20 protein-coding genes and 1 tRNA gene are annotated in these 26090 nt (G+C 63.3%); 11 read left to right on the forward strand and 10 right to left on the reverse strand.

What is annotated here, in order from left to right:
* Positions 1–302 precede the first annotated feature (302 nt).
* On the forward strand, positions 303–1598 hold the full coding sequence (locus BM413_RS07290) for a tyrosine-type recombinase/integrase (RefSeq protein ID WP_091911885.1): 1296 nt from the start codon (positions 303–305) through the stop codon (positions 1596–1598).
* 80 nt (positions 1599–1678) lie between these two features.
* Here BM413_RS07290 and BM413_RS07295 read toward each other — a convergent pair.
* Both BM413_RS07295 and BM413_RS07300 read right to left on the reverse strand, forming a co-directional pair.
* Positions 1679–1752: transfer RNA gene (locus BM413_RS07295), tRNA-Gln, on the reverse strand.
* Between the two features lie 195 nt (positions 1753–1947).
* Positions 1948–2649: a phosphoribosyltransferase gene (locus BM413_RS07300; RefSeq protein WP_091911887.1), complete on the reverse strand. Its 702-nt coding sequence runs from the start codon at positions 2647–2649 to the stop codon at positions 1948–1950.
* A 133-nt stretch (positions 2650–2782) separates the two neighbouring features.
* Between BM413_RS07300 and BM413_RS07305 the strand changes: the two genes are divergently transcribed.
* Positions 2783–3925: a M20 aminoacylase family protein gene (locus tag BM413_RS07305; RefSeq protein ID WP_091912260.1), complete on the forward strand. Its 1143-nt coding sequence runs from the start codon at positions 2783–2785 to the stop codon at positions 3923–3925.
* Between the two features lie 238 nt (positions 3926–4163).
* Here the strand turns inward: BM413_RS07305 and BM413_RS07310 are convergent, their stop codons facing one another.
* On the reverse strand, positions 4164–5087 hold the full coding sequence (locus BM413_RS07310) for a nucleoside hydrolase (protein ID WP_091911889.1): 924 nt from the start codon (positions 5085–5087) through the stop codon (positions 4164–4166).
* 113 nt (positions 5088–5200) lie between these two features.
* Here BM413_RS07310 and BM413_RS07315 point away from each other — a divergent pair, with 113 nt between their 5' ends.
* A complete protein-coding gene (locus BM413_RS07315) occupies positions 5201–7075 on the forward strand; it encodes an adenine deaminase (RefSeq protein WP_091912262.1) in 1875 nt (624 codons plus the stop codon).
* Positions 7076–7363: 288 nt separating this feature from the next.
* On the opposite strand, the gene BM413_RS07320 is transcribed toward BM413_RS07315, so the two are convergent.
* From BM413_RS07320 to tssH, 7 genes are all read right to left on the reverse strand, one after another.
* Entirely contained in the window at positions 7364–8770 is a 1407-nt protein-coding gene (locus BM413_RS07320) for a M20/M25/M40 family metallo-hydrolase (protein WP_091911891.1), read from the reverse strand.
* Positions 8771–8800: 30 nt separating this feature from the next.
* Positions 8801–10123, reverse strand: a complete 1323-nt coding sequence (locus BM413_RS07325; RefSeq protein ID WP_091911894.1) for an amidohydrolase family protein — start codon at positions 10121–10123, stop codon at positions 8801–8803.
* Between the two features lie 14 nt (positions 10124–10137).
* Entirely contained in the window at positions 10138–11199 is a 1062-nt protein-coding gene (locus tag BM413_RS07330) for an ABC transporter ATP-binding protein (RefSeq protein WP_091911896.1), read from the reverse strand.
* A gap of 4 nt (positions 11200–11203) precedes the next feature.
* Complete coding sequence (locus BM413_RS07335; protein WP_091911898.1) at positions 11204–11995, reverse strand: ABC transporter permease; 792 nt, start codon at positions 11993–11995, stop codon at positions 11204–11206.
* Positions 11992–12816, reverse strand: a complete 825-nt coding sequence (locus BM413_RS07340; protein WP_091912264.1) for an ABC transporter permease — start codon at positions 12814–12816, stop codon at positions 11992–11994. The genes BM413_RS07335 and BM413_RS07340 overlap by 4 nt, the downstream gene beginning before the upstream one ends.
* Before the next feature lie 337 nt (positions 12817–13153).
* Entirely contained in the window at positions 13154–14170 is a 1017-nt protein-coding gene (locus tag BM413_RS07345; protein WP_091911900.1) for an ABC transporter substrate-binding protein, read from the reverse strand.
* 166 nt (positions 14171–14336) lie between these two features.
* Complete coding sequence (gene tssH / locus BM413_RS07350) at positions 14337–17117, reverse strand: type VI secretion system ATPase TssH (RefSeq protein WP_091911902.1); 2781 nt, start codon at positions 17115–17117, stop codon at positions 14337–14339.
* Positions 17118–17445: 328 nt separating this feature from the next.
* Here tssH and tssA point away from each other — a divergent pair, with 328 nt between their 5' ends.
* From tssA to tagH, 8 genes are read left to right on the forward strand one after another with little or no spacing between them, the layout of a single operon-like run.
* Positions 17446–18618 carry a type VI secretion system protein TssA gene (tssA, locus tag BM413_RS07355; RefSeq protein WP_091912265.1) on the forward strand — a complete coding sequence of 391 codons (1173 nt, stop codon included), beginning with the start codon at positions 17446–17448 and terminating at the stop codon, positions 18616–18618.
* 6 nt (positions 18619–18624) lie between these two features.
* Complete coding sequence (gene tssB / locus BM413_RS07360; RefSeq protein WP_091911904.1) at positions 18625–19161, forward strand: type VI secretion system contractile sheath small subunit; 537 nt, start codon at positions 18625–18627, stop codon at positions 19159–19161.
* Between the two features lie 3 nt (positions 19162–19164).
* Positions 19165–20673, forward strand: coding sequence for a type VI secretion system contractile sheath large subunit (gene tssC, locus BM413_RS07365; protein ID WP_091911906.1), 1509 nt, complete (start codon positions 19165–19167; stop codon positions 20671–20673).
* Between the two features lie 26 nt (positions 20674–20699).
* Positions 20700–21152 carry an Hcp family type VI secretion system effector gene (gene tssD / locus BM413_RS07370; protein WP_091911908.1) on the forward strand — a complete coding sequence of 151 codons (453 nt, stop codon included), beginning with the start codon at positions 20700–20702 and terminating at the stop codon, positions 21150–21152.
* A 27-nt stretch (positions 21153–21179) separates the two neighbouring features.
* Entirely contained in the window at positions 21180–21899 is a 720-nt protein-coding gene (tssE, locus tag BM413_RS07375; protein WP_091911910.1) for a type VI secretion system baseplate subunit TssE, read from the forward strand.
* A gap of 2 nt (positions 21900–21901) precedes the next feature.
* On the forward strand, positions 21902–23776 hold the full coding sequence (gene tssF / locus BM413_RS07380; protein ID WP_091911913.1) for a type VI secretion system baseplate subunit TssF: 1875 nt from the start codon (positions 21902–21904) through the stop codon (positions 23774–23776).
* Positions 23740–24798, forward strand: coding sequence for a type VI secretion system baseplate subunit TssG (tssG, locus tag BM413_RS07385; RefSeq protein WP_091911915.1), 1059 nt, complete (start codon positions 23740–23742; stop codon positions 24796–24798). The genes tssF and tssG overlap by 37 nt, the downstream gene beginning before the upstream one ends.
* A complete protein-coding gene (gene tagH, locus BM413_RS07390) occupies positions 24795–26087 on the forward strand; it encodes a type VI secretion system-associated FHA domain protein TagH (protein WP_091911916.1) in 1293 nt (430 codons plus the stop codon). Before tssG ends, tagH begins: the two co-directional genes overlap by 4 nt.
* The last annotated feature ends 3 nt before the right edge of the window (positions 26088–26090 follow it).

Below are 26090 nucleotides of genomic sequence, written 5' to 3' on the forward strand. Positions count from 1 at the left end.
ACTTAATCTCCGCCTGTCATCTCACAAGACATTGAAATTAAAGACTAATCTTCCGCATGTCGCAGGCATGTTGCGCTGCCATTCCCCGGCCAGTGGCTTCAACCAGCTATCGGAACGTGGCCCCCACTGCCCCTTGGCCCGGAGGGGGTGGGTGCACTGTGGCAGTAGCCCAGCGTAGAGGATGGTACCTGCGGCGAATATGTGGGGCTGGAATAAATACTGGGATTACCCCCAGTGACAAGCGGAGTCATCTGCGACATGATAGGTAGCCTTCGGCTCTAGGAGCCTGACGGGAGGCAGTCATGTCAGTTCGCAAACGCAAATGGACCACGGCAAACGGAGAGCCGCGCGAGGCCTGGATTGTTGATTACACCGATGGCAAGGGCGACAGACATCTAAAGACGTTCGACCGGAAGAAGGATGCGGACGCCTATCATGCGACAGTGCGCGTCGAAGTTCGCGAAGGTACGCACATCGCGGATAGTGAGACGGTTACGGTCAAGGAAGCAGGTGGGAAGTGGCTGGAGTCCGGGAAGGCCGATGGGCTAGAGCGCACCACACGCGACCAGCGCCGCCAGCATCTGACGTTCCACATCGAACCGTTTCTGGGAAAGCTTCGCCTGTCGAAACTGAGCGTCCCTGTTGTGCGTGCATTTCAAGACAGGCTCCGGGCAGAGCCCTACCCTGATGATTATCCGGTAGTTCGATTGCGCGGCAAGTCACGCAGTGGCGACATGATAAAGCGCGTTACGGTAAGTCTCGGTAGTATCATTGCTGATGCGCAGGAACGCGGGCTTGTCGCGCGGAATGCCATTCGGGACATGACGAGCCGACGCACGAAGGGCAAAGTCCGTAAAGGCGAGAGGCGACAGAAGGCCCGTCTGCAGTATGGCGTCGATATTCCAACGCGTGACGAAGTTCGCCTTATCATTGAAAACACCCAAGGCCGTTACCGGCCCCTGCTCATCACGGCCATCTTCACCGGCCTTCGTGCATCGGAACTTCGTGGCCTCCGCTGGAGCGATGTCGATCTAGCCGACGCCCGTCTGCATGTCCGCCAGCGCGCGGACAAGTATCACGCTGAGAAGTATCGGGTGGACCATGATCCTATTGGAATGCCGAAGTCCGACGCTGGACAGCGCAGTGTTCCGCTATCGCCGCTAGTTGTGAACACCCTTCGGGAGTGGAAACTGTCCTGTCCGAAGGGCAAGCTTGATCTCGTGTTCCCGAACAGCAAAGGCAACATTGAATATCACGCCAACATCATCAAACGCGGCCTGTGGCCTGCAGAAATTGCGGCTGGCGTTGTCGTTCCAACAGGTGAAAAGGACAAAGATGGCGCGCCAATTATGCGGGCCAAGTACACCGGCCTGCACGCCCTACGGCATTTCTACGCCAGCTGGTGCATCAACCGCCGCGCTGATGGCGGCTTGGAGTTGCCGGGTAAGATGGTGCAGGAGCGGCTAGGCCATTCGTCAATCACGATGACCATGGACGTCTATGGGCATCTGTTCCCAAGCACCGACGATTCGGACGCGCTTGCACAGGCCGAACGGTCGCTTCTAACGCCGGTCAGCAAAACCGCCGACGCGACATAAACGCGACATGCGCCCAAATAATTGACCACCGTAACATCGGTGTGTCGCGATTTGTTTAATGATTTCAATGGCTTGGTGGATGGCTGGGGAACCTGGATTCGAACCAGGACTAACGGAGTCAGAGTCCGTGGGTCTACCGTTAACCTATTCCCCAAAAGCGAGGTATTTCAATCGCTTGGCTGAAAGAGCCGGTTTGGTGCAAACGCACCGTTTTGCCCCGGTCAGGCAAAACCCGCTCCCTTTCGGTGGCGCCTTTTAGCACATTCGCCTCATCTATCAAGCCCTCGAATGCGCTGCATCGAAAGAATGATGTGGCTCGCCGCAAGCGCCTGGATGCCAGCGTTCCAGCCTATGCTTTCTCGGCCAGCCATGTGCCTTGCGCCGTGCGTTTCAGGCGCGGCGACGCGATCGCGCCGTGGATATGCGCGACGACGGATGCGTCGTGCTGGCCAAGGGCGGCGCGCCAGTTGTTGCCCTGAAGCATGGCGACGCTTGCTGCCACCGGCTCGATGCCGGCCTTTCGCAACAGGCGCAGCACGGCCAGCATTGACGTGCCGGAACTCACCACATCGTCGACCACGACCACCCGCCTGCCCTGCAGCAGCGGCAGCATGCGCGGATCGACATAGATGCGCTTGGCATGGGCCGGGCTGGTGATCGAGCTCATCGGCTCGGACAGCGCGTCGTCGTACCAGAATTTTCGCGAGGTTCCCAAGGCGACCATGCGGGCGTGGCCGAGCCGCCGCGCGACGCCATTGGCCAGCGGCAGGCCGAGGGTCGGCACGCCGATGACGGCTTCCGGCGCATAGGTGGACGCAAGTGCCGTCATCGCGTCGGCAAGCGCGTCCTCCACGGCAAAGCTCGCCTGGTTGACGATGAGCGAGGCCACCGCCTTGTCCTCGCCGCCGGGCAGCACCCGGATGGGCAGCGCGATCTGGCGGCCGTCGGGCAGCGTGGCGGGATAAAGGTCCGCGAAGCCGTCTTGCGGGTTCGTTTCGAAAGTCCCGGCGGGATAGACGGTCTGCCAGAATTCATGCGGGGCAAGTGGCAAAATGGGTCTTTCTGTTGCAGAAGGAAGGGGCGGCGAAGCTGGCCCTGCGCGCCGCGAGGATTCGCAAAGGCGGGCCGGACGGAGTTTTACGGTGAAGACAGCGGGCAGCCAAGACGATCATGCCGAATTCGAGATGCTGTCAGCCTTGCGGCGCGACATCCATGCCAATCCCGAGCTTGGCTTCGAGGAAGTCCGCACCAGCGGCATCGTCGAGAAGATGCTGGCCGAGGCCGGCATCGCGGTTCATGCAGGTCTCGGCAAGACCGGGGTCGTCGGCACGCTGAAGCTTGGCGACGGCTCGCGGCGGATCGCGCTGCGCGCCGACATGGATGCGCTGGCCATGCTAGAGACCGCCGAGGAGCGCGATTACAAGTCGACCACGCCCGGCAAGATGCATGCCTGCGGCCATGACGGCCACACGGTGATGCTGCTGGGGGCGGCGCGCGAGCTGGCGCGGCGCAAGAGCTTTTCCGGCACCGTGCATTTTGTCTTCCAGCCTGCCGAAGAAGGGCGCGGCGGGGCGAAGGCGATGATCGAGGATGGGTTCTTCAAGAAGTTTCCGGTCGATGCTGTCTATGGGCTGCACAACATGCCCGGCATCGCCACCGACAGCATGGCCGTGGTGGCCGGGCCGCAGCTTGCCTCGTCCGACCGCTGGATCGTGACGTTTCGCGGTGTCGGCACGCATGGCGCGAAGCCGCATCTCGGCCGCGACGCGATGACGGCGGCGGGCCAGTTCCTGACGGCGCTGCACACGATCGTAGCGCGTCGCGTCGACCCGCTGCAGCCGGCAGTGGTCAGCGCCTGCGCGATCGAGGGCGGCAGCTTCGAGGCGCTGAACGTCATTCCCGACACGGTGAAAATCGGCGGCACCTCGCGCGCCTATTCGGCTGCGGTGCGCGACCAGATCGAAGCGGAAATCGGCGCGCTGGCACAGGGTTCGGCGCAGCTTTTCGGCATCGAGGCCGACTATCGCTACATCCGCCAGATGCCGCCGGTGGTGAACGACCGCGATGCGACACGGCGGGCGCTGGCGGCGGCGCAAAGCGCGCTTGGAGCCGAGAAGGTGATGACCGAGTTCCCGCCCTCCACCGCCGGCGACGATTTTGCCATGTTCAGCCAGGAGGTGCCGGGCGCCTATGTCTGGCTCGGCAACGGCCCGGCGGAGGATGGCGCGCTGCACCATAACAGCCGGTACGATTTCAACGATGCGGCGATACCGGCGGGGGTGCGGTTCTGGACGACGCTGGTGGAGCAGGAGTTGGCGGGGGTGTAGGGGTGTTGGCGGAGGTGGCGCTCTTGAGCAAGAGTAGCCCTATCCGTCCGCAAGAATAGTCCCCTCTCCGTCTCGGCTTCGCCGAGCCACCTCTCCCCATTTCATGGGGCGAGGAACCCAAGTCCTGGGAAGTCTCGGCCTCACAGAACTTAGGTTCCTCGCCCCCGCAAAGCGGGGGAGAGGTGGCTCGGCGAAGCCGAGACGGAGAGGGGGAGCGCGCCGTTAGCCCATTACTCGCTCAGCCTACCAGCCTCTCAAACAGCAACTTCAACCCCCCTTCCCCATCAACCTTCATAGCGACGGAAATCGCGGCGCCCTTCTCGTCATCGATCGTCAGCGCGCCGGCGTCGCGCGTCGCCCCCGTATCGACCGAGATTTTCAGCGTCTCGCAGCCGAACAGGCTTTCATCCAGCGCCAGAAGCATCACGCAGGGATCATGCAGCGGACGGCTTTCGCCGCCGGTGGTCGACTGGAAATAGGCATCGATGAGTTCGCCGGAGGACTTTGCAGCCGGCACGCCGGCGGCCTGAAGGGCTGCGGTGTAATCGCGCGTGGCGCGCACTTTGCGCGTCACGTCGAGCGGGATCAGCGTGAAATTCAGGCCGGCACCGAAGACGATTTCCGCCGCTTCCGGGTCGGCGGCAATGTTGAACTCGGCGCGCGGGCCGATATTGCCGGGCTCATGCACCGCCCCGCCCATGGCGATGACGCGGCCGATGCGCTTTGCCGATGCCGGGTGATCCTGCACCAGGCGCGCGATGTTGGTGAGCGGGCCGAGCGCGAGGATGTCGAGCGAACCGGCGGGCAACTCGTCCAGCAGTTTCGCCAGCCATGCCGCCGCATCGTTGCCTGCCACCCGTGCCAGTGGCTCAGGAAACGCCACGCCGCCGAGGCCGTCATTGCCGTGGATTTCGGTGGTGTCGAAACCTTTTCGCGACAGCGGCCCGGCAGCGCCCGAAACCACGGGAATATCGGCGCGGCTTTCAAGCGCCAGGATGCGGCCGGCATTGCGCGTCGTGGTGGCGATGCCGATATTGCCGGCCACCGTGGTGATGCCCCTGACGTCGAATTCCGCCGATTTCAGCGCAAGCAGGATCGCCACCGCGTCGTCTATGCCGGGGTCGGTGTCGATGACGACGGTGCGGGCGGGAGCGGTTGGCATAAGGGCGCGGCCTTTCGTTTCAGGGTCGATTCGAATATGGCTTCGCTTCCCATTTTCGGGTCAGGTAAAGCAAGCTGAAATGCTTGACCCAGACATATCGAGCGAGTTTGAAATTGTCCGAGACCACCCGCCTTCCCGACGACCTGCTGATCAATGCCGCCGATGAAATCCGCATCCGGCAGGAGCTCGTACTGGTGGCGCTGGGCAAGCGCGAGGCCGACCGCGTGGTGCGTGTCGGGCGACTGCTCGATGTCCATACCGGAACGTGGATGGAGGATTGCGAGGTTGCGATCCGTGGCCGCCGCATCGCCTATGTCGGGCCGGCAGGCACCTTTGCCGGCACGGCGCGCGAGATGATCGACCGGACGCATCTTTCGGCTGTTCCCGGCTTCGGCGAAATCCACAAGCATATCGAAAGCTCGCATCTGACGCCCGAGCATGAGGCAGCACTCGTCATGCCGCGCGGCAACACATGGACCTGCGAGGCGAGCCACGAATTCTCCAACGTCAACGGGCCGAAGAACCTGGAATTCTGGCTGACCGCACGGCTCGCCGGTTCGCCGATGAAGATTTTCCCGCTGCCCGGGTCAGCCGTGCCGCCCACGGCTTACGAATGGGGCGGCGGCCATTTCGGCTATGCCGAGCAGGCCGGCTTTCTCGCGCAAAGCGCCATGGTCGCCGGGCTGGACGAGGTGATGGACTGGCCGGCGGTCTGGAACCCGCAGAACCCTTCCTATGAGCGGCTGTGGGGCATGATACAGGCCACCTTCGAGCAGCGCGGCGTGGTCGAGGGCCATGGCGCGGGCCTGCGCGACCTGCCCGAGATCAACGCCTTTGCCGCCGCCGGCCTGTCCTCCGACCACGAAGCGTGGACGCCGCAGGAGGCGTGGGACAAGCTGCGGCGCGGCATTTTCATCGAGATACGCCCGCATTCCATGCCTGACATCATCGGCGGGCTTCTGGAGCGCGGCTTGCGCGACTGGAGCCAGGTGGCTTTCGCCACCGACGACCGCAGCGCCTCCGACACGCTGAAGATGGGCGCGACCGACCACAATGTGCGCCTTGCCATCGAAAGCGGGCTGACGCCCGAGATCGCCTATCAATGCGTGTCGATCAATCCGGCACGGCACATGCGGCTGACGCCCTTCGTGGGCAGCATCGCGCCGGGGCGGTTCGCCGATATGGTGCTGCTGGACGATGCGGCGACCGTTTCGATTGCCGAGGTCTGGGCGGATGGCGATCAGGTATCGCAGGCAAAGAATTTTACTGGTCATTTGCCGGCTATCGATTGGCCGGACTGGGCGACGAAGACGGTCAATATCGAGCGGCAGATGACGGCGGATGATTTTGCCATTCCGGCAGAGGCTGGTCGCGACACGATGCAGGCGGCGCTGCTGCGGCCCTTCCACTGGGACGACAATTTCATCACCACCGAACTGCCGGTGGCCAATGGCGCGGTGCAGCGCGACACTGCGCGCAACATCACCAAGTTCTCCGTCGTCGACCGCTTTTCCGGCGAGGGCAAGGTGGCAAAGATGTTCTGGCTGGGCTGCGGGCCGAAGACGCCGGACACAGCCGTCGGCTGCACGGTGGCCCATGACAAACACAATATCTGGGTCGTCGGCTCGTCGGATGCGGCGATGGCGGAAGTCGTCAATCGCATCCGCGACAACCAGGGCGGCTGGGCGCTGGTGACGGGCGGCAAGGTGGTGGCCGATGTGCGTTACGAGGTCGGCGGGTTGATGACGAATCGCACGGCTGAAGCACTCGATGCCGAGATGCAGGCTCTTTATGTAGAAGCGGAGAAGATCGAATGGCTCTATGAGCCGACGTTTTCGCCGCGCTGGTTCCCCGGCTTTCCCGAGCGGCTGCAGTTTGCGACGCTGACCTGCGCGCCCTGGCGCTGGGTGCTTGTCGCGCCGACGGATGCGGTGCCGCAGGGGTTTGTCAACGTGCAGACGGGACAGAGCCACAAGGTTGTGTGGTGAGGTTTGGTTTCGGGGTGCGTCCTTCGAGGCTCGCCCGTTGAGGTTGGTGGCACACCTTCACGGTTTTGCGGCCTCGCACCTCAGGATGAGGGCGGTGGGTGTTGGCCCTCCTGCCGACATCCTCACGTTCAAGCGCGTTGGCGAACTTCGCCTAACACTATCGAAGCATCAGCAGAATCTGGCAGGTGAATAGCGCGACCTCCCTCATCCTGAGGTGCGAGCCCGCACAGCGTTGTCTGTTGGTCGTGCGTTGGATGGGCGAGCCTCGAAGGACGCACCTCTTTAGCATCAATCCCGCTCGGCGAACGTTGCCAGTATCCGCGCCCAGGACCTGATGCCCTTGCGATAGCTCGACAGGTCGTATTTCTCGTTCGGGCTGTGGATGCGGTTGTCGAAGCGGGCGAAGCCGATGAGCAGCGAATCCATGCCGAGCTTGCGCTTGAATTCGCCGAGGATCGGGATCGAGCCGCCGGTGCCGGCGATTGCCGCCTCGCGCTCCCATTCCACTGTGAGCGCACCCAGCGCCTTTTGCAGCAACGCGCCGTTGATCGGCATGACGGTGGCGGGGCTGGCGCCGTGGTCGAGGAATTCGACCTTGCAGTCTTCCGGCACGCGCGCCCGGACATGGGCGTGGAAGGCAGCGCGGATTTTCTCGGGGTCCTGGCCCGCCACCAGACGGAACGACAGCTTTGCCTTTGCGCTTGCCGGGATGACGGTCTTAAAACCTTCGTCGGTGTAGCCGCCGATGATGCCGTGGATTTCGCAGGTCGGCCGGGCCCAGACCTGCTCGAGAATCGAACGGCCCTTTTCGCCGGCGGGGATGCTGAGGCCGACATCGCCGAGAAAGCCCTTTTCGTCGAAAGGCAGGCGCTGCCACTGCGCCTTCACGGCTGCCGGCAGTTCTTCGACGCCGTCATAAAAGCCTTCGACGGCGACGCCGCCGTCTGGCGTGCGCAGGCTGGAGATGATGTCGGACAGGACCTGCAGCGCATTGCGGGCGGCGTTGCCGTAGATGCCGGAATGGAGGTCGCGGTCGGCGCAGGTGATTTCGATCTCTTCCTTCAACACGCCGCGCAGCATGGTGGTGACGGCCGGGGTTTCAGCGTCCCACATGTCGGTGTCGCAGACCAGCACGACATCGGCCTTGAGTTCCTCGCCGGTCTTTTCGAGGAAGGGCGCGAGGCTCGGGCTCGAAATCTCCTCCTCGCCTTCGAACAGCGTCGAAACCCGGATCGGCAGCTTGCCGGTAACCGCCTTCCATGCGCGGCATGCCTCGACGAAGGTCAGCAACTGGCCCTTGTCGTCGGAAGCGCCGCGCGCGACGATGTGGGTGTCGCCATTGGGCTGCGGTACCAGCTTCGGCTCGAACGGGTCGGAATTCCAAAGCGACAGCGGATCGACCGGCTGCACGTCGTAGTGGCCGTAGAACAGGACATGCGGCCCCTCGCCCGAGCGATCATGCCCGACAACCATCGGATGGCGCGCGGTGTCGCGCACGGAGGCGTCGAAGCCAAGGCCGGAGAGTTCTTTCGCCAGCCAATCGGCAGCGCGGCGGCAATCGGCAGCGTAGGCCGGGTCCGTCGAGACGGAGGGAATGCGGATCAATTCGAACAGCCGCTCAAGGCTGGCGTCGATATTGGCGTCGATGGTTTCGAGCACCTTGTCGAGATGGTTTTCAGCGTCGTTCTTGCTCACAGCTTTGTCCTGTCGTTGCTTCGCTGCGGCTCAGCCGGCAGCATCAATACGGGCCATCTCGGCCTTGAAGGCGCTGGCGACCTGAAGCGCGTCGCGCAGCACCTTCTTGCGCTCAAGGCTCAGCACTTCGCGGTCGCGCATCAGCCATTGGCCGGCCACCATCACGTCGCGCACGTCGGTCGGCATGGTGGCGAAGACCAGCGTCGAATAGATGTCGTAGATCGGCTGCATGCGGGGGGCCGAGAGATCGACGCGGATGAGATCGGCCTTCTTGCCGGGTTCCAGCGAGCCGATTTTCTCGTCCAGCCCGAGCACCTTCGCGCCTTCGATGGTCGCCATGCGGATGACCTCGACGGAGGGCATCGGCTTGCGGCTGTGGCCGAGCAGTTTCTGGAACATCGAAACCGGGGCGAACTGCGAAAACAGGTCGAGCGTGTTGCCGCTCATCGGGCCGTCGGTGGCGATGCCGACGGGAATGCCTGCCTTGCGCATCGCCTCGACCGGCGCGATGCCCCTGCCCGCCTTGCCGTTGGAGCGCGCATTGTGGGCAACGCAGACCTGCGCGTGCGCCATCTTTTCCATGTCGCTGTCGTTGACATAGAGGCAGTGCGCGCAGATCAGGCCCTTGCGCAGAAGACCGGCCTTCTCGACCGCTTCGACCGGGCGCAGGCCACCGAGCTTCGCGGCCCATTCCATCTCGGCATCAGTCTCGGCCAGATGCATCTGCACCGGGACACCGGGATGATCGTCGGCCCAGCGCGCGACGCGCTCCATGACCGCCACGCCGGTGGAATAAGGCGCATGCGGCGCGATGGAGGGAATGATGCGGTCGTGGCCGGAGAATTCCGCCACCAGTTGCTCGACAAGGGCAAAACCTTCGTCAAAGCTCTCGTGGTCGGGCGGATCGAAATCGGCGAGCGTCTGGCCGAGCACGCCGCGAATGCCGGCATGATCGACCACACGGCCAACCTCGGTCTCGAAGTAGTACATGTCGGCAACGGTGGTGACGCCGCCCTCGATCAGTTCGAGTGCTGCGAGCGCGGTGCCGGCACGCACCGCCTCCGGTCGCACGAATTTGCGCTCCAGGGGCAGGATGTAGCGGTAGAGCCGGTCGTCGACGTCCTCACCCAGCCCGCGGAACAGGCTCATGGCCATGTGGCAGTGCGGGTTGACCATGCCGGGCATGATCAGGTCGCCGTCGGCGTCGATGATTTCGGCGCCGGGGATTTGCGGTGCCGGGCCGGACCCGACGGCCTTGATTGCGTCGCCCTCGATGTGGACATAGCCGCGCTCGATGACGGGCATGTCCGGGGAGCAAGGGAGGATTAGGGCGTTGGTGAGGAGGACAGACATGAAACGTCCTCAGATTATTCCGGCTTCAGCACGCAGCACTGGTCCGGCACCGGCACCAGCTTGGCAGCGCTGCCGGGTTCCTGCGGCGTGGAAAGCGCGCCATTGGCGATGAGCGTGCCGGCGGCGGTTTCGCTTTGGTACTGATAGGCGCGGCCGAGATAGGTTCTCAAGCCAAGCGTCGCGGGAATGCCTTGCGCCTTGGGATCGGTGGTGACGGCAAGCCCATCGGCGCGGGCGGCTAGGACGAAATCGTCGGGGATAACGCCGAAGCGGTCCTGCGACAGCGTGAGCGTCGAGCCGTCGCGGGTCTGCGCGGTGACATTCGCCCCTTCCCGCTTGGTGACCTTCAGCGGCACGAGATTCTCGAAGCCGACGAAGCGGGCGACGAAAGCGTTGGCCGGGCGCTGGTAGAGCGTCTCGGGCGTGTCGAGCTGCATGATACGGCCGGCATTCATAATGGCGACGCGATCGGAGATCGAGAACGCCTCTTCCTGATCGTGCGTGACATAGACCGAGGTGGTGCCGTTGGCGCGCTGCAGCTGGCGTATCTCGACACGCATGTCGACGCGCAGCTTGGCGTCGAGGTTGGACAACGGCTCGTCGAACATCAGCAGCGGCGGCTCTATGACCAGCGCGCGGGCAAGTGCGACGCGCTGTTTCTGCCCGCCCGACAATGCGCCGGGAAGCCGGTCTGCGAGCTGGGAAAGCCCGACGCGCTCCAGCATCGCCTTGGCGCGCTTCTCGCGCTCGGACGATGCCACGCCGCGCTGCTTTAGCCCGAAGCCGACATTGTCGAGCACCGACAGATGCGGGAACAGCGCGTAGTTCTGGAAGACGAGGCCGATGTCGCGCTTGTAGGCAGGCAGCCGCGTCAGATCCTTGCCGCCGAGCGTGATTGTGCCGGAGGTGGGCTGGAGGAAGCCGGCGACGAGGCGCAGGGTCGTCGTCTTGCCACAGCCGGACGCGCCGAGCAGCGAGACGAGCTCGCCGCTGCCGACGGACAGCGACAGGTCCTCCAGCACCTTAGTCGTGCCGTAGTGGGCGGTGAGGTTTTGTACGGTCAGAGCCTGGGTCATGGTTTCATTTCGCAAGGAAGGTAAGGCCGAGCGTGCGCTCGACGATCGCCATGACGGCGACGGTGAGGAACATCAGCAGCACCGACACCGACGCGATGGTCGGGTCGAAGAACTGCTCGACATGGGCGAGGATCTGGATCGGCAGCGTCGAGATGCCGGGGCCGGTCAGGAAAAGCGACGTCGAGACGTCGTTGATCGAGGTGATGAAGGCGAGGATGAAGGCTGCGATCACGCCCGAGCGGACATTGGGCAGCACGATGGTAAAGAAGGTTTTCAGCGGCCGGCTGCCAAGGCTGATCGCCGCTTCCTCGATCGAGAAATCGAAGGACGCGAGGCTCGCGGAGATGACGCGGACGCAATAGGGCAGCACCAGCAGCGTGTGGCCGATAAGCAGCGTCAGGAAAATCGGCGCGCTGGCACCGACCGCGACCGACTTGAGCAGCGAGAAACCGAGGACGATTTCCGGCACCAGAATGGGCAGCACGAAGACGGTGGAGAGCCATGTCGGGAGCTGGATGCGGTAGCGGTTGAGCGCATAGGCAGCCGGAATGCCGATCAGGAGGGCCAGTCCGGTGGCCAGAATGGCAAGCTGAAGGCTGGTGACAATGGTGCGCCGGAAGGCACTGATTTCAAAGATGTTCTCGAACCAGCGCAGCGACAGGCCCTGCGGCGGAAAGGTCAGGTATGTGGTGTCGCTGACGGAGGCGCCGAGCACGATGATCAGCGGCCCGGTCAGGAAGATGTAGACCAGGATCGTGAACAGGATGAGCAGTGGATTGATGCGTGTGGTCATCATGTCGCCATCGGGTTGAGACGCCGCGCAACGCGGCTCATGGCCAGCACGACGGTGACCGTTATCACCACCATGATCGCGGCGATGGTGGAGGCGCCGACCCAGTCGAAGGAGACCATGGCGCGCTGGTACATCAGCGTACCCATGACCATCTGGCGCTCGCCGCCGAGCAGTTGCGGCGTTGCGTAGGAGGTGAAGGAGCCGGTGAAGACCAACACCGCGCCGACGATCAGGCCGGGCACAGCCAGGGGCAGGATGACCTGCCGGAACGTGCCGGCCGGCGTCGCACCCAGCGAGGCGGAAGCCTGCACGACATCCTCGGGAATGTTTTCGAGAACACCGACCAGCGTCAGGATCATCAGCGGCACGAAGAGGTAGACCATGGCGACGATGACCGAGCCTTGGGTGTAGAGCATCGCGAACGGCTCGGAGGTGACGCCGATGCCGATCAGGAAGCTGTTGAGGATGCCGTTCTTGCCGAGGATGATCAGCCAGGCGAAGGAACGCACGACGACGCCGGTGAGCAGCGGAAAGACCGCGGCGATGATGAGCAGGCTTTTCAGCCTGCCGGGTGATTTCGACACGACATAGGCGGTGAGGAAACCGACGACCAGCGAAATAGCGGTGGTGGCCAGCGATATTTCGAGCGTGCGCCACAGGACGCTGCGGCGGAAACCGCTGCCGAAGAAGGATGTGTAAGGCGAGAAGATTCCGGCCGTCTCGCCGAATGTCGTGCCGATGGTGGCGATCACCGGCAGCACGAGGAAAACCAGAACGACCAGCGTCGCGGGCGCGGCGAGCCACCATCCGGCATAGCGTTTCAGCATGGAAGTCAGGTCTCTTTCGTCATTGTCGAGCAGCACTTGGGCTCGAAAACCGATTGCATAAGGTCTGCTACCCTTCCTTGATCCGCCAAGAAAGGGGCAAAACGCCGCAAAAGGCTTGGTGCAGCATATTGAGCAGGGCAATCGTATGTGGCGCAGCCAACCCCCACTCCGTCTCGGCTTCGCCGAGCCACCTCTCCCCCTCAAAAGGGGAGAGGAAGGGAGCCAGCCTTGCGGACGGCATTTCCTCTCCCCCGTCGATCGGGGGAGAGGTGGCTCGGCGAAGCCGAGACGGAGTGGGGGTCGAATTTCATATGCGACCGCCTTGGGCCGGCACTTACATGCCGAAGACTTCGTTCCAGCGGTCGACCCAATCGGTCTTGGCGGCGTTGAGCTTTTCGTAGTCGACCGGCTTCAATGAGGCGATCATGTCGGCACCGTAGGTCCAGAGCTTGGCCTGTTCCGGGGTCAGTTTGACCGAGGTAACGACCGGCGCATCGACGCCGTTTTCGGCAGTCTTTTGCTGCACTTCCGGCGACAGGATGAAGTTGATGAACTCATGCGCCAGATCGACATTGGCAGCACCCTTGGGGATGTTGACCGTGTTAAGCGTCGCGATTGCACCATCTGACAGATCGGCCCACACGGCAGTCGGGACGGCTGCCTGGATCTGCGCGAGGGTAAAGTCCTGGGCGACTGCGGCGCTGATCTCGCCGGTCGAGAACAGGTTCACCAGTTCGGAACCGGTGTTGTAGTTCTTTACCACATTGGGCTTCAGCTCCTCGACGGCCTTGAAGGCGGCGTCGCTGTCGGCGAAGGGATCGACACCGGCATGGGCGCCGGCAATCATCACGGCCATCGGGCCGGCGGTGGTGGTGATGCCGGGCAGCGACAGCTGGCTCTTGAAGTCTTCCTTCCACAGATCATTCCACGAGGTGATCGGCGTCTTCACCTTGGCCGAATCGTAGATCACGCCGACGCGGCCGATCGTGTAGGCCGGGCCGAAGTCGCCTTGCGGCGCCTTGGCCATGTCGTAGATGCCTGCGAGATTGGGCAGCTTAGCCTTGTCGACCGGCTGGAAAAGGCCTTCGGCAATGCCGATCTGCGAATAGGCGTCGGTGAAATAGGCGACATCGACGCCCTCGCCGCCACGGATCTTGATCTTGTTGAGACGGTCGGCGTTGTTGCCGGTCTCGAACACGATCTCGCAGCCGCATTTCTCCTTGAACGGCTTGATGATGTACTCATCCAGCTTGTCGCCGTTGAAGCCCCACCAGGAAATCGTCAGCGTCTTGGACTGCGCCCAGGCCGGCGCACTGGCAATCGATGCCGCCAGGCAAGCCGCAGCAGCCATGACGATGGTTTGAACTCTTTTCACTTTGACGCCTCTTGTTGTTTTGATCCCGGCTGTTTCTACAGCCGCACCGCATGGCGAGGAAGCCTATTTTCGCATCAGGAAACAGGCAAGGCCAAAGATTGTGCATTGCACATCATTATCGAGCGGCGGGAAAAGCCGAGAGCTATTCGAACGCGTAGGTGAAGCCCTCGTCGGATGCGCCGACGGTGACCTTGGCCAGCTTTTCGCCGTCGATCGACCGGTTCAGCACACCACGGCTCATGCTTGGCAAAAGCGTGTTGGTCAGGATCGCATCGATCATGCGGCCGCCCGATTCGATCTCGGTGCAACGCGCCTTGATCATTTCCATCACGCCGTCGCCGATGACCAGTTCGGCGTCGTGGCTGGCGCGCAGCCGTCGGGCGATCTTGGCGAACTGGATACGGGTTATCGCCTCGATCATCGAGCCGGACAGCGGATAATAGGGAATGGTGACGACACGGCCCAGGAATGCCGCCGGAAAGACTTTCAGCAGCGGTGCGCGCAGCGATGCGTCGAGGTCTTCGATGGCCTCGCGCTTCTGGCCGCCTTCCGTCTTATGCATGATGACTTCCGAGCCGACATTGGAGGTCAGCAGGATCAGCGTGTTGCGGAAGTCGATGCGCCGCCCCTCGCTGTCGTCCATCATGCCCTTGTCGAAGACCTGGAAGAAGATTTCGTGGACGTCCGGATGCGCCTTCTCGACCTCGTCGAGCAGGATCACCGAATAGGGCCGGCGCCGCACGGCCTCAGTGAGGATGCCACCCTTGCCGTAGCCGACATAGCCCGGAGGCGCCCCCTTGAGCGTCGAGACGGTATGCGCTTCCTGAAACTCCGACATGTTGATGGAAATGAGGTTCTGCTCGCCGCCATAGAGTGTCTCGGCAAGGGCCAACGCAGTCTCGGTCTTGCCGACGCCGGAGGGGCCGCACAACAGGAAGACGCCGACCGGCTTTTCCGGCGCTCCGAGGCCGGCGCGGCTGATCTGCACGCGCTTGGCGATCATCTCCATGGCATGATCCTGCCCAACGACGCGCTCGGCCAGCACGCCGGCCAGACGCAGCGCCTTCTCGGTCTGGCTGGTCAGCATCCGCCCGGTCGGGATGCCGGTCCAGTCCTGCACGACCGAGGCAACCGCATTGCGGTCGACGGAGAGCAGGATCAGCGGGGTCTCGCCCTGCATCTCGGCGAGTTCGGCCATAAGGCCCTTAAGGCGAGCCAGATCGGCGGTGTTGTCCGGTGCAGCGGCTTCCGGCGGCAGTTCCGCGACGATCGGAGCGTCCTCCCCGTCTACCGGAGCTTCAGCGCCGACCAGTTCGGCGACGGGCTGCTTTGCCGTTTCCTCTTCGGCAGGAGCCTCCTGCCCCGTCGTGACGGCGTCGAGCGGAACGCCCTCGCCGCGCAGCTTTGCGCGAACCTCGAGAATGTCGGCGACGACGGTCTTTTCGCGCTCCCAACGCGCCTCGGCGGCGGCCAGGGCGGCGTCGGTTTCCTCGATGCCGGTGTCGACGCGGGCCTGCCTTTCGACGGCATCAATGCCGATCGCAGTTTCGCGGCCAATGATGCCTTTTTCCACCTCCAGCGCCTGCCGGCGGCGCATCAAGTCTTCCACCTCGGCAGGCCGCGAATGCTGCGAGATCGCGACGCGGGCGCAGGCCGTATCGAGCAGGCTCACCGCCTTGTCGGGAAGCTGGCGAGCCGGGATGTAGCGATGCGAAAGCTGCACCGCCGTCTCGATCGCCTCGTCGAGTATCTGCACCTGATGGTGCTTTTCCAGCGTGCCGGCAACGCCGCGCAGCATCAGGATGGCGGCGGCTTCGTCCGGCTCGTCGACCTTCACTGTCTGGAAGCGGCGGGTCAGCGCCGGATCCTTCTCGATATGCTGCTTGTATTCGGCCCAGGTGGTCGCGGCGATGGTACGCAGCTCGCCGCGCGCCAGTGCGGGCTTCAGCAGGTTCGCGGCATCGCCGGTGCCGGCGGCACCGCCTGCCCCGATCAGCGTGTGGGCCTCGTCGATGAACAGGATCACCGGCGTCTCGGAGGACTGTACTTCGTCAATGACAGCCTTGAGCCGTTTCTCGAACTCGCCCTTGACGCTGGCGCCGGCCTGCATCAGGCCGATATCGAGCATGCGCAGGCTGACATTCTGCAGCATCGGCGGCACGTCGCCCTCGGCGATGCGCAGCGCAAAGCCCTCGACCACCGCCGTCTTGCCGACGCCGGCCTCGCCAGTCAGGATCGGGTTGTTCTGGCGGCGGCGCATCAGGATGTCGACGATCTGGCGGATCTCGGGATCACGGCCGACCACGGCATCGAGCTTGCCTTCGCGCGCCCTTGCGGTCAGGTCGGTCGAATATTTGGCAAGTGCTGAATCGCCCCCCGGCGCGCGCCGAAGAGGTGCGGCCTCGGCGACCGGTGCGGGACCAGCCGCCTCGAGCGAGCCGGACACCACATCGTCCAGGCGCGCGATGACGCCGTCGGCATCGATCTTGTCGAACTCCGGGCTGATCTTGGACAGAAGCCCGTCGAGAACGGGTGTCTTCAGCGCGGCCAGGATCACATAGGCGCCGCGAACCTCATCCGCGCCGAACTCGATCGACGCCAGGTTCCAGGCCTCCTGGATGGCGTGGAAGATGTGGTCGGAGAACTCCTCGATCGAGGTTGCGCCATAGGGCAGCTTGTCGATGGCACGAGACATGTCGGCGGCCAGGCGGCTCGCATCGACGCCGGCGTCGGCAAGGATGAGTTGTACGTCCGCCCGGTCCGACAGCACAAGTTGCTCGATCCAGTGAACAAGTTCCACATAAGGATTGCCGCGGAGCTTTGCTGCATCCGCCGCTGCCTTGAAGGCGCGCACACAGGTCGGATTGAGTTTTCCGACCAATTCCTTGCGCTTGAAACCTTGCGATGACTTGCGTTGCTGCATGACGGCTCCGATACGACTGGTTCCTATCGTTTGTGCGTCTCTTCAAAACGTCATCACATGAATAAGAAGTACGTTTCCCCTGATTGTGCGAGTTTACAAAGCTTTGGGAAAATCGTGACTTCCCAATCAACGCCTCAAAACTGAAGCCGATAGCCATAATTGCATATCTGTTGTGGCAAGTGTGATATTTGTCATATTCATGCAAACATAGGAAAAGTAAATTTCCTTAGTCATGAAATCAAGATGCTGAAAGCTTTGTAGGATAACTGCCTGATTTGTGGTAAATCTAGGCTCCGTTCGGTGACGGAATCCACCGATGGTGGTGAAGATGATTGATTTATCTTCCTGGTTGAGTCCGCTGGACGGAGAAAGTCCTTCCGGGGAGAGTCTGCGCAATAACAGGGACTTCCATGAACTGGAACGTCTCATGCAGCCGCAAATCGAAGTGGCGCGCGATGAACGCAACAACCCGTCATCACGAACAGAAATTCCACCTGACTGGTCGGCAGTACTTGAGAAGGCAGAAGAACTGCGCACGCAGGGACGTGATCTGCGGCTTCTGGTCTTTGTTACACGGGCGCTGACCAATCTTTACGGGCTGGCCGGGCTGAAGGACGGCCTGACGCTGATTGCCGGCACCTTCGACGCTCATTGGGAGACGATGCACCCCGAATTGCGGCCGGATGCGCCTCCGCGCGATGCAGCACTCAGGCGCATCAACGCCCTCATGCAGTTGCAGAACGACCAGGACGGGCCGCTGGGCGACCTGCGGCGGATGACGATGTTCGAGCCGCGCGGCGGCCTCGGCCCGATTACGGGCCGTGACCTCGAGCTAGGCACGCTGGACGGCCGGGCGATGCTGAAGGAAGCCGCCTCCGGATTGAACGACGCGGAGAAGACCGAGCTTGCCAACAGGCACGACCAGCTCGTGGACCGCGTGCGCAAGGGATGCCTGACGCAGTTCGACAATGCGCCTGCCGAAATGACGGAGATGCTCGGCAACGCCCGCGAGGCGGTGGCCGCACTCTATGCCGTCGAAGTGGCGCTCAATGCACGCCTGGGTGACGGCAATGTCGCCATTGCCGATCTGAAAAAGTTCCTCGAGCGCGTTCTTGCCACGCTGGAGCGCGGCGCGACCGGCCAGACGGCGACAGGCGCGAGCAACCCCGCCGAGGCGGCACCCGAGATCCAGCAGCCGGTCACCAACGGGCATGCTGCGCCGATTTACAACGGAACAACGAGCACCGGAACCATGGGCGTCTTTCCCGATCGCCTCACGTCGCGAGAAGACGTGCTGAAGTGCCTCGATCTCATCGTCGCCTTCTACGACCGCACCGAGCCATCGAGCCCGATCCCGCATCTGGCACGACGGGTCCGGCGGATGGTGCCGATGGATTTCGTGGAACTGATGGAGGACCTCGCCCCCTCCGGCCTCAAGGAATTCCGGCTTCTCGCCGGCGAACCTGAAAACAGAAAAACCGCCCAAAAGGACGAAAGGTGACCGACGATGAGCGAAAGCAAAGCCAAGGTGATCGAACGAAATCGGGCGCCCCGCGTCCAGATTTCCTATGATGTCGAAACATATGGAAGCCCGACAACCGTCGAACTGCCGGTGGTCATGGGTGTGATGGCCGATCTTTCCGGCGCATCGCAAACGCCGGAAGCGCAGAAATCGGTTCTGGACCGCACCTTCGTCGAGACCGATGCAAACCGCTTCAAGCGCTTCATGGAAGCGCTCGGACCCAGGGTGAAAGCGCGGGTTCCAAACAAGCTGCCCCAGCCCGAAGGCCAGGAGCGCGACGAGGAACTGCCGATCGATCTCACCTTCACCAGCATGGGCGACTTTGCTCCCGACAAGATCGCCGAGCAGGTTCCGCAACTGGCTGAAATCCTGAAGATGCGGCGCCAGCTCGAGGAGCTTCTGGGCTTCATGGACGGGCGTGTCGACGCTGAAAAACGCATCGCCCAGATGCTGAACAACGAACCGCTGCTCGGACAGATCGCCGAACAGGCGCTGAGCGACAGCGACAAGGCGGAGGGCTGAGCCATGGCCGAGCAGGAAAAAGTCGCCGCGAACGGCGCAGCCGAGGCGGAAGCCGTAGACCTGGGTGAGTTCAGCGAACTTCTGGAAAAGGATTTTCGCGTCAAGAAGGACGACAGCGAGAAACTGCAGGGGCTGGTTCGCAACCTGGCGCTTGCCGCCCGCTCGCGCTCCGAGACGACCGCGATCTCGTCCAATGCGATCAAGTCGATCAAGTCGCTCATCGCCGGCATCGACAAGATGCTGACGATCCAGATGAACGAAATCCTCCACGCGCCGGAAGTGCGCGAAATGGAGGGGACCTGGCGCGGCCTCTGGTATCTGATCAACAACACCGAGACGGATCAGAAACTGAAGATCCGGGTGATGAATATCTCCAAGCAGCAACTGGCCGAAACGCTCGAAGACTACGAAGGCCAGATGTGGGACCAGAGCCCGATCTTCAAGAAGATCTACACCGAAGAATATTCGATGCTCGGTGGCGCGCCCTATACCTACCTGATGGGGGCCTACGAGTTCTCGAACCATCCGCAGGATGTCGGGCTGCTGCGCAATCTGTCGGGCATCTGCGCGTCTGCGCATACGCCTTTCATTGCAGCTGCCTCGCCCCGCCTGTTCCGCATGGACAGCTGGCAGGAACTGCCCAATCCGCAGGACCTCCAGATGATCGTCTCCAATCCGGCTTATGCGTCGTGGCAGTCGCTGCGCGAGAGCGAGGATTCGCGATACATCGGGCTGACCATGCCGCGCGTGCTGGCGCGCCTGCCCTATGGCGCAGAGACGGTGCCGGTGAAGGGCTTCTCCTTCGAGGAGGAGGTCGAGAAGGACCACAACAAATATGTCTGGATGAACGCCGCCTTCCCGATGAGCGTCAACATCAACCGCAGCCACAAACTCTTCGGCTGGGGCACGCAGATACGCGGCGTGGAAAACGGCGGCACGGTGATCAACCTGCCGGTGCACACCTTCCCCACTGACGACGGCTCGGTCGCTATGAAATGCCCGACCGAGGTCGCCATTGACGACCGGCGCGAGGCCGAACTCGCCAAGCTCGGCCTGATGCCGATCCTGCACCGCAAGAACACCGACCTCGCCTCATTCATCGGTGCGCATTCGCTGCAGGACGACGAAACGCGGGCCGGCCGGCTGGTCGATCCGGACGCCCAGTCCAACGAGCGGCTGAGCGCCAACCTGCCCTATCTGTTCCCGGTTTCGCGCTTCGCGCACTACCTCAAGGCGATCGCGCGCGACAAGGTCGGCTCGTTCAAGGAACGGTCCGATATGCAGATATGGCTGACCGAGTGGATCAACCGCTATGTGCTGGCCAACCCCGCCTTCGCTGACGACAAGGCCCGCGCCAAGCGCCCGCTCGCCGCCGCCGAGGTGCAGGTGGACAGCGTCGAAGGCCGACCGGGCTACTACGCCGCCCGCTTCTATCTACGCCCGCACTATCAGTTGGAAGGCATCAACGCCTCGCTCCGGCTCGTCTCCGAGCTGCCTTCCGTCAAGCAGTAATCATTTGAGCACGATGGAGAACGGAAATGAAACTGGATGGTTTTCTCAAGGTTCCCGACATCAAAGGCCCCAGTGGCCGCGAGGGGCACAGCGACGAAATAGAAATACACGGGATGGAATACGGCATGGTCGCGCCGCATGATCCCAACTCGCTATCGCGCCGTGGCCGCGTGGCCCTCGGCGTCATCAAGTTCATCAAGCATTACGACCAGTCCTCGCCCTATCTCAAGCAGGCGCTGTTCAAGAACAAGAAGCTGGACGAGGTGAAATTCTCGGCCCGCCGGACCATCGAGGAAAAGAGCAGCGACTATCTGGTGATCACGCTGACCGATGCCTCGGTGATCGCATACGACATGAAGCCGAGCGAGCTTGAGCCCGACCTGCTCGAGGAAATCGTCGGTTTTGCCTACAAGAAGATCAAGTTCGAATACGAGGAAGGCAAGCACTCGGCCGAAATGGACGTCAGTGTCGGCGTTTGATCTCCACGACGACTTTCCGGTAGCGAGATGAGCAAGAGCAGCAGCCCTACTCAGGCAAGACGCGAGGCGGTCCAACCTTCACTTTGGGACCGCCTCGTCAATGATTTGCCGGGCGTGAACTCCGACATCGACGGGCTTCAGCAAGCCGTTCGGACCGAGATCGGATCGGATCGGGTTGATGTTCTGCTCGAAGGCGGAGCGCGGACGATCGAGGCGGACGCCGCGCTGACGAAGGACCAGAAGCGCAGCCTGCATCGCCTGATCTTCCAGAACCAGCGGCGCATGGAACTGGAAACCCGCGGCATCGTGGTTTCGGCGGAGGTTCTGCGCGAGGCGGTGCGGCGCGACATCGAGGCGCTGTTCAACACCGAGCGCTTCGAGGCAACGCCGCTGCTCACCGCTTTCGAGGGCGACCAGCTCGGCGACGATCCGCCGTCGCTGGACGACTTTCCCGAAGTGCGGCGCAGCGTGGTCAATTACGGCGTGCCGTCCTTTTCGGGCCGTTCCGCCCGAGATTTCGACCGTGAGGCGCTGGCGCGGGAAATCCGCAGCGTGCTTGCGGCATTCGAGCCGCGGCTGAAGGAAAGCGCAACGAAGGTCACCGTCAACAGCGGCGACAAGAGCGTGGGGCTCTCCATCGAAATCGACGCGGTGCTGATGATGTCGCCGACGCCCGAACGGATGCGCCTGCGAACAATGATCGACCTCGACAATGGCTCGGCACGGACCGATTTGAAGGATGTCTGACAATGGACAGGGTCTTCCTGGAATATTACGAGGAGGAACTGACCCACATCCGCGCGCTCGCAACCGAGTTCGCGGACATGCATCCGGCTGTTGCCCGCAACCTGTCGCTCGATACGGTGCCCTGCCCCGACCCTTATGTGGAACGGCTGCTTGATGGTGTCGCCTTTCTCGCGGCACGCACCAGGCTGAAGGTCGATGCGGAGCGCGCGCGGTTTTCCCGCAGCGTGCTCGAGGTGCTGTATCCCGATCTGGTTGCCTCAACGCCTGCGACAGCGATCGTGGTGCTGAAGCCGGGCCAGCAGGTCCAGACCATGCTCGCCGGCCATGTCGTGAAACGCGGCACGCGGCTGGTATCGGGCTTGCAACCCGGCCTGTCGACGCGCTGCACCTACACGACCGCGCAGGATGTGACGCTGTGGCCGCTGGCGATCACCTCGATCGGCTATATTCAGGATCGAAGCGCGCTGGCGGCGGCTGGCATCGCGCCGGTCAACGGCGTCGGCGGCGAAGCAGCACTGCGGCTGACCTTTGCGCGCACAGGCAAGGGCAAGCTCGCCGAACTCGCGCTCGACCGGCTCGACCTCTACTTTTCCGAACGCACGAAAGCGCCGCTTCTCTTCGATACGCTGTTCGGCAGCTGCGTTGGCGTCGCGGCCCGCCCTGAAGGCCGGGACCACCGGCCCTCGCCCTTGCCGGCGTTGGAAATGATCGGCATTCGCGATGACGAGGCGCTGATGCCGCGCACGCGCCCGACCTTCGAGGGTTATCGGCTGCTGCGGGAATATTTCGTCATGCCCGAGCGGTTCCATTTCGCGCGCATTGACGGGCTGCAACGCGTCGTGCGGCAATGCGAGGCCGGGCTTGAAGTCATTTTCCTGCTGCGGCGGCCGGTGCCGGAACTTGCCGATCTGACGCCCGGAGATTTCGAGCTTTTCGCGACACCGATCATCAATCTCTTCGAGCGCGAGTGCAATGTGATCGAGCTCGACAAGCGCCGCACGCGGCAGGTGCTGCACGCCGACCGCACGCGGCCGCGCGATTTCGAGATATACCGCCCGATCCGGGTCGAGGATGCCGATGTCGAGGGCCCTGACGCGGACATCCCGGCGCTGTTCAGCCTGGGACAGAACCGTGGCAGCGGCTGGGTCTACTCGACCGAGCGGCGTCCGCGACGCGCGACCGAAGACGAAAGACGCCAGGGCCAGACCCGCACCTCCTACGCCGGCGACGATGTATTCCTGGCGATTTCGCGGCCTGCCGGCACCGAGCCGGGCCGGCCGCTGAAGCGCGTCGATATCGCGGCACTGTGCACCAACCGCGACCTGCCGATCCTTGACGACACTCCGACGCTCACGCTTGAAAGCGGCGATCCGGTCGAGGCGGTGAAGCTTCTCGGCTCGATGCGTCCGCCGCGCGCCGCCATTCCCGCCACACTGCCGGCAGGTGCGGCGGGCGAATCCCGTGCAGACGATCTGGCGTGGCGGCTGGTCGCGCAGCTTTCGCTCAACTTCCTCAGTCTTGCCGAAGAAGGCCGTGGCGCCGAGCCGCTGCACGCTTTGCTCGATCTCTATGCCGATCGCGGCGATCCGGGACTGGCGCGGCATGTGCGCTCGATCACCCGCGTCGAAACGCGCCCCGTGGTCGAGCGGCTACCGATCGACGGGCCGATGTGCTTCGGCCGCGGCACGGAGGTGACGCTTCATATCGATCAATCCGTGCTGGCGGGACAAAGCGCGCTGCTGCTTTCGGCACTGCTTTCCCAGCTATTCGCCCGCCATGCCGCGATCAACGCATTCGTGCGCACCCGCACACGGCTGACCCGGAAACAGGAGGATGTGCCATGGCCGATGACGCCCGGCAGTCGCTGCCTGATCTAGGCACGATCACGCCCCCCGATGAGACCTACGATTTCTTCGAACTGCTGCGGCAGCTTGAGGGCGATGGCCGGTTGTTCGGTCACTCCGGCAGGCCGGATCATGAACCGGCGCGGCTCGGCCAGCATGTGCGCCTCGATTTTGCGTTGAGCGATGTGGTGGCGGTTCGCCAGCCGGTGGACAATTCCCCGGCACGCGTCACGGTCGCCAATCTGGGATTGATGGGGCCGGAAGGCCCGCTGCCGATCCACCTGACGCGCTGGGTGCTCGACCGGCTGTCGCAGCGCTGGTTCGCGGGTGCTGCGGCGCGCGAAACCAGCGACACGACCTTCGTCGATTTCGCCAACATCCTGCAGCACCGGATGATCGCGCTGTTCTACCGGGCGTGGGCGGATGCGCATCCCGCGGTACAGGTCGAGCGCAAGGTCGGCGGCCGCGTGCGTTCCATGCTGGAGACGCTGTCCGGCATCGGTCTCCCCGGCATGTTGGGGCCAAAATCTTCGGAACTCTATGCGGTCAAGCTGCGCCAGGCCCCTGCCCTTGCCCATCAGGTGGAAGGTCCGGAGCGCCTGACGCGGTTCCTGGCCGAGGCGCTTAACGTATCGGTCCAGCTCAAGGAATTCGTCGGCGTCTGGACCGCTGTTCCTGCCAAGTTGCAGACCCGGCTTGGCAGCGCCTATGCCGCTCTCTGCCGTGGGGCGACAATCGGGCCACGGATATTCCAGCGGCAAAGCCGTATCGAGCTTCGCGTCGGACCGGTCGCATTGGCGGATTACGAGGCGTTCCTGCCCGGCGGCAAACGGCTGGAGCTTCTGCGGACGGCCGTTCGCGAACTGGTCGGCGACGTGCTCGATGTCGATGTGCGCATCGTTCTCGCCCGCCAGGAAATCCCCGCGGCCAAGCTCGGAACGGCGCGGCTCGCGCGCACCACATGGCTGCCGCAAAAGAGCGAGCGCGCTGACGCCGAAGACCTGCTGATGCGGGTCGCTGTCGGCTGGCGGCCGGAAATGGCGGAGGCGGCATGAGCCTCATTCTCACACTTGAGCAAGGACCGCGGCCCCAGGCAATGCGCCAGGCCAGCCTGCAGGACGGCGAACTGGTGATCGGCCGCAGTGCCGAGGCGGACTGGCGCCTGGACGATCCCGACATGTTCGTTTCGCGCGCCCATTGCACGATTGCGAGCGGCCCGGACGGCTATACCGTGACCGACACGTCGAGCAGCGGTCTTTTCGTCGACGACGCCCACGGCCCGCTGGGTGCCGGCAATTCGACAGCCTTGCGCCATGGCATGCGCCTTCGGCTGGGTGATTATGTGCTGCGTGTCGACCTTCAGGATGCAGCCACGGCCCAGCCTTCTCCCTTCGCCTCCCCCGCAGGCGTCTCGCGGGCGCCGGTGGCCATCGACCGCGATGACTTCTTTTCCGCCCGCGTGGAGGAAGAGCCTAAGCGGCAAAGGCCGGCCGATCTGCCGAACCCGTTCGAGCATCCAGAGCCGGGCGCATACCATGCGTCGGAACGTTCGGAAGTCAGGCTGCGGTCTTCGCCGGCTTTCGACGACCCGTTCAGCATGGATCCTGTCGCGACGCCGAAACCCGAAGAGGAAAAGGGCGACGGTTTCGACGGAAACAGTTCGTTTTTCGGAGGGCCGGTTTCGGGAACGAGGCTTGAGCCGCAGAGCACACCGGCCGAGCGGCAGCCAGCGCCCAGGCCCGCACCAGCCCAGAAGCCGGCGGCTACTCCATCCGACAGCGCGCTTCGCGACGCTTTCCTGCGCGGCATGGGGCTGAACGCTGCCGCACTGCCGACGAATGACGCCATTGCCGAGATGGAAGAGTTCGGCCGCGAATACCGGCTGATGATGGACGGGCTGATGCAGCTTCTGCGCAAGCGCGCCGAGGAAAAGGGCAATGCCCGTATCGCCCAGACCGTGGTGCAGGCGTCCGGCGTCAACCCGCTCAAATTCCTGCCGACCGTGGAAGACGCGCTGGAAACCCTGGTCGCCGAAAGCAGCCCGGGATTTCTGCCCGCCGATGCCGCGATCAAGGATGCCGTGCGCGATCTCGCCCATCACCACGTCAGCGCCTGGCGCGGCATTCAGGGCGCGCTGCGGCACATGATCGACCGCTTCGATCCGGCCACCATCGAGGCCGAACTCAAATCGCATTCGAAGGCGGACGTGCTTCTGGCCGGCGGACGCCGCGCCAAGCTCTGGGACCTCTACCTGCAACGCCACCGCGAGATCGCCACGAACGCCGAGACGCGTTTCATGGGCGAGATCGGCGCCGATTTCCGCAACGCTTACGAACAGGAGTAGTGC

This window comes from Mesorhizobium sp. YR577 (assembly GCF_900116595.1).
Classification (GTDB): Bacteria; Pseudomonadota; Alphaproteobacteria; order Rhizobiales; family Rhizobiaceae; genus Mesorhizobium_M.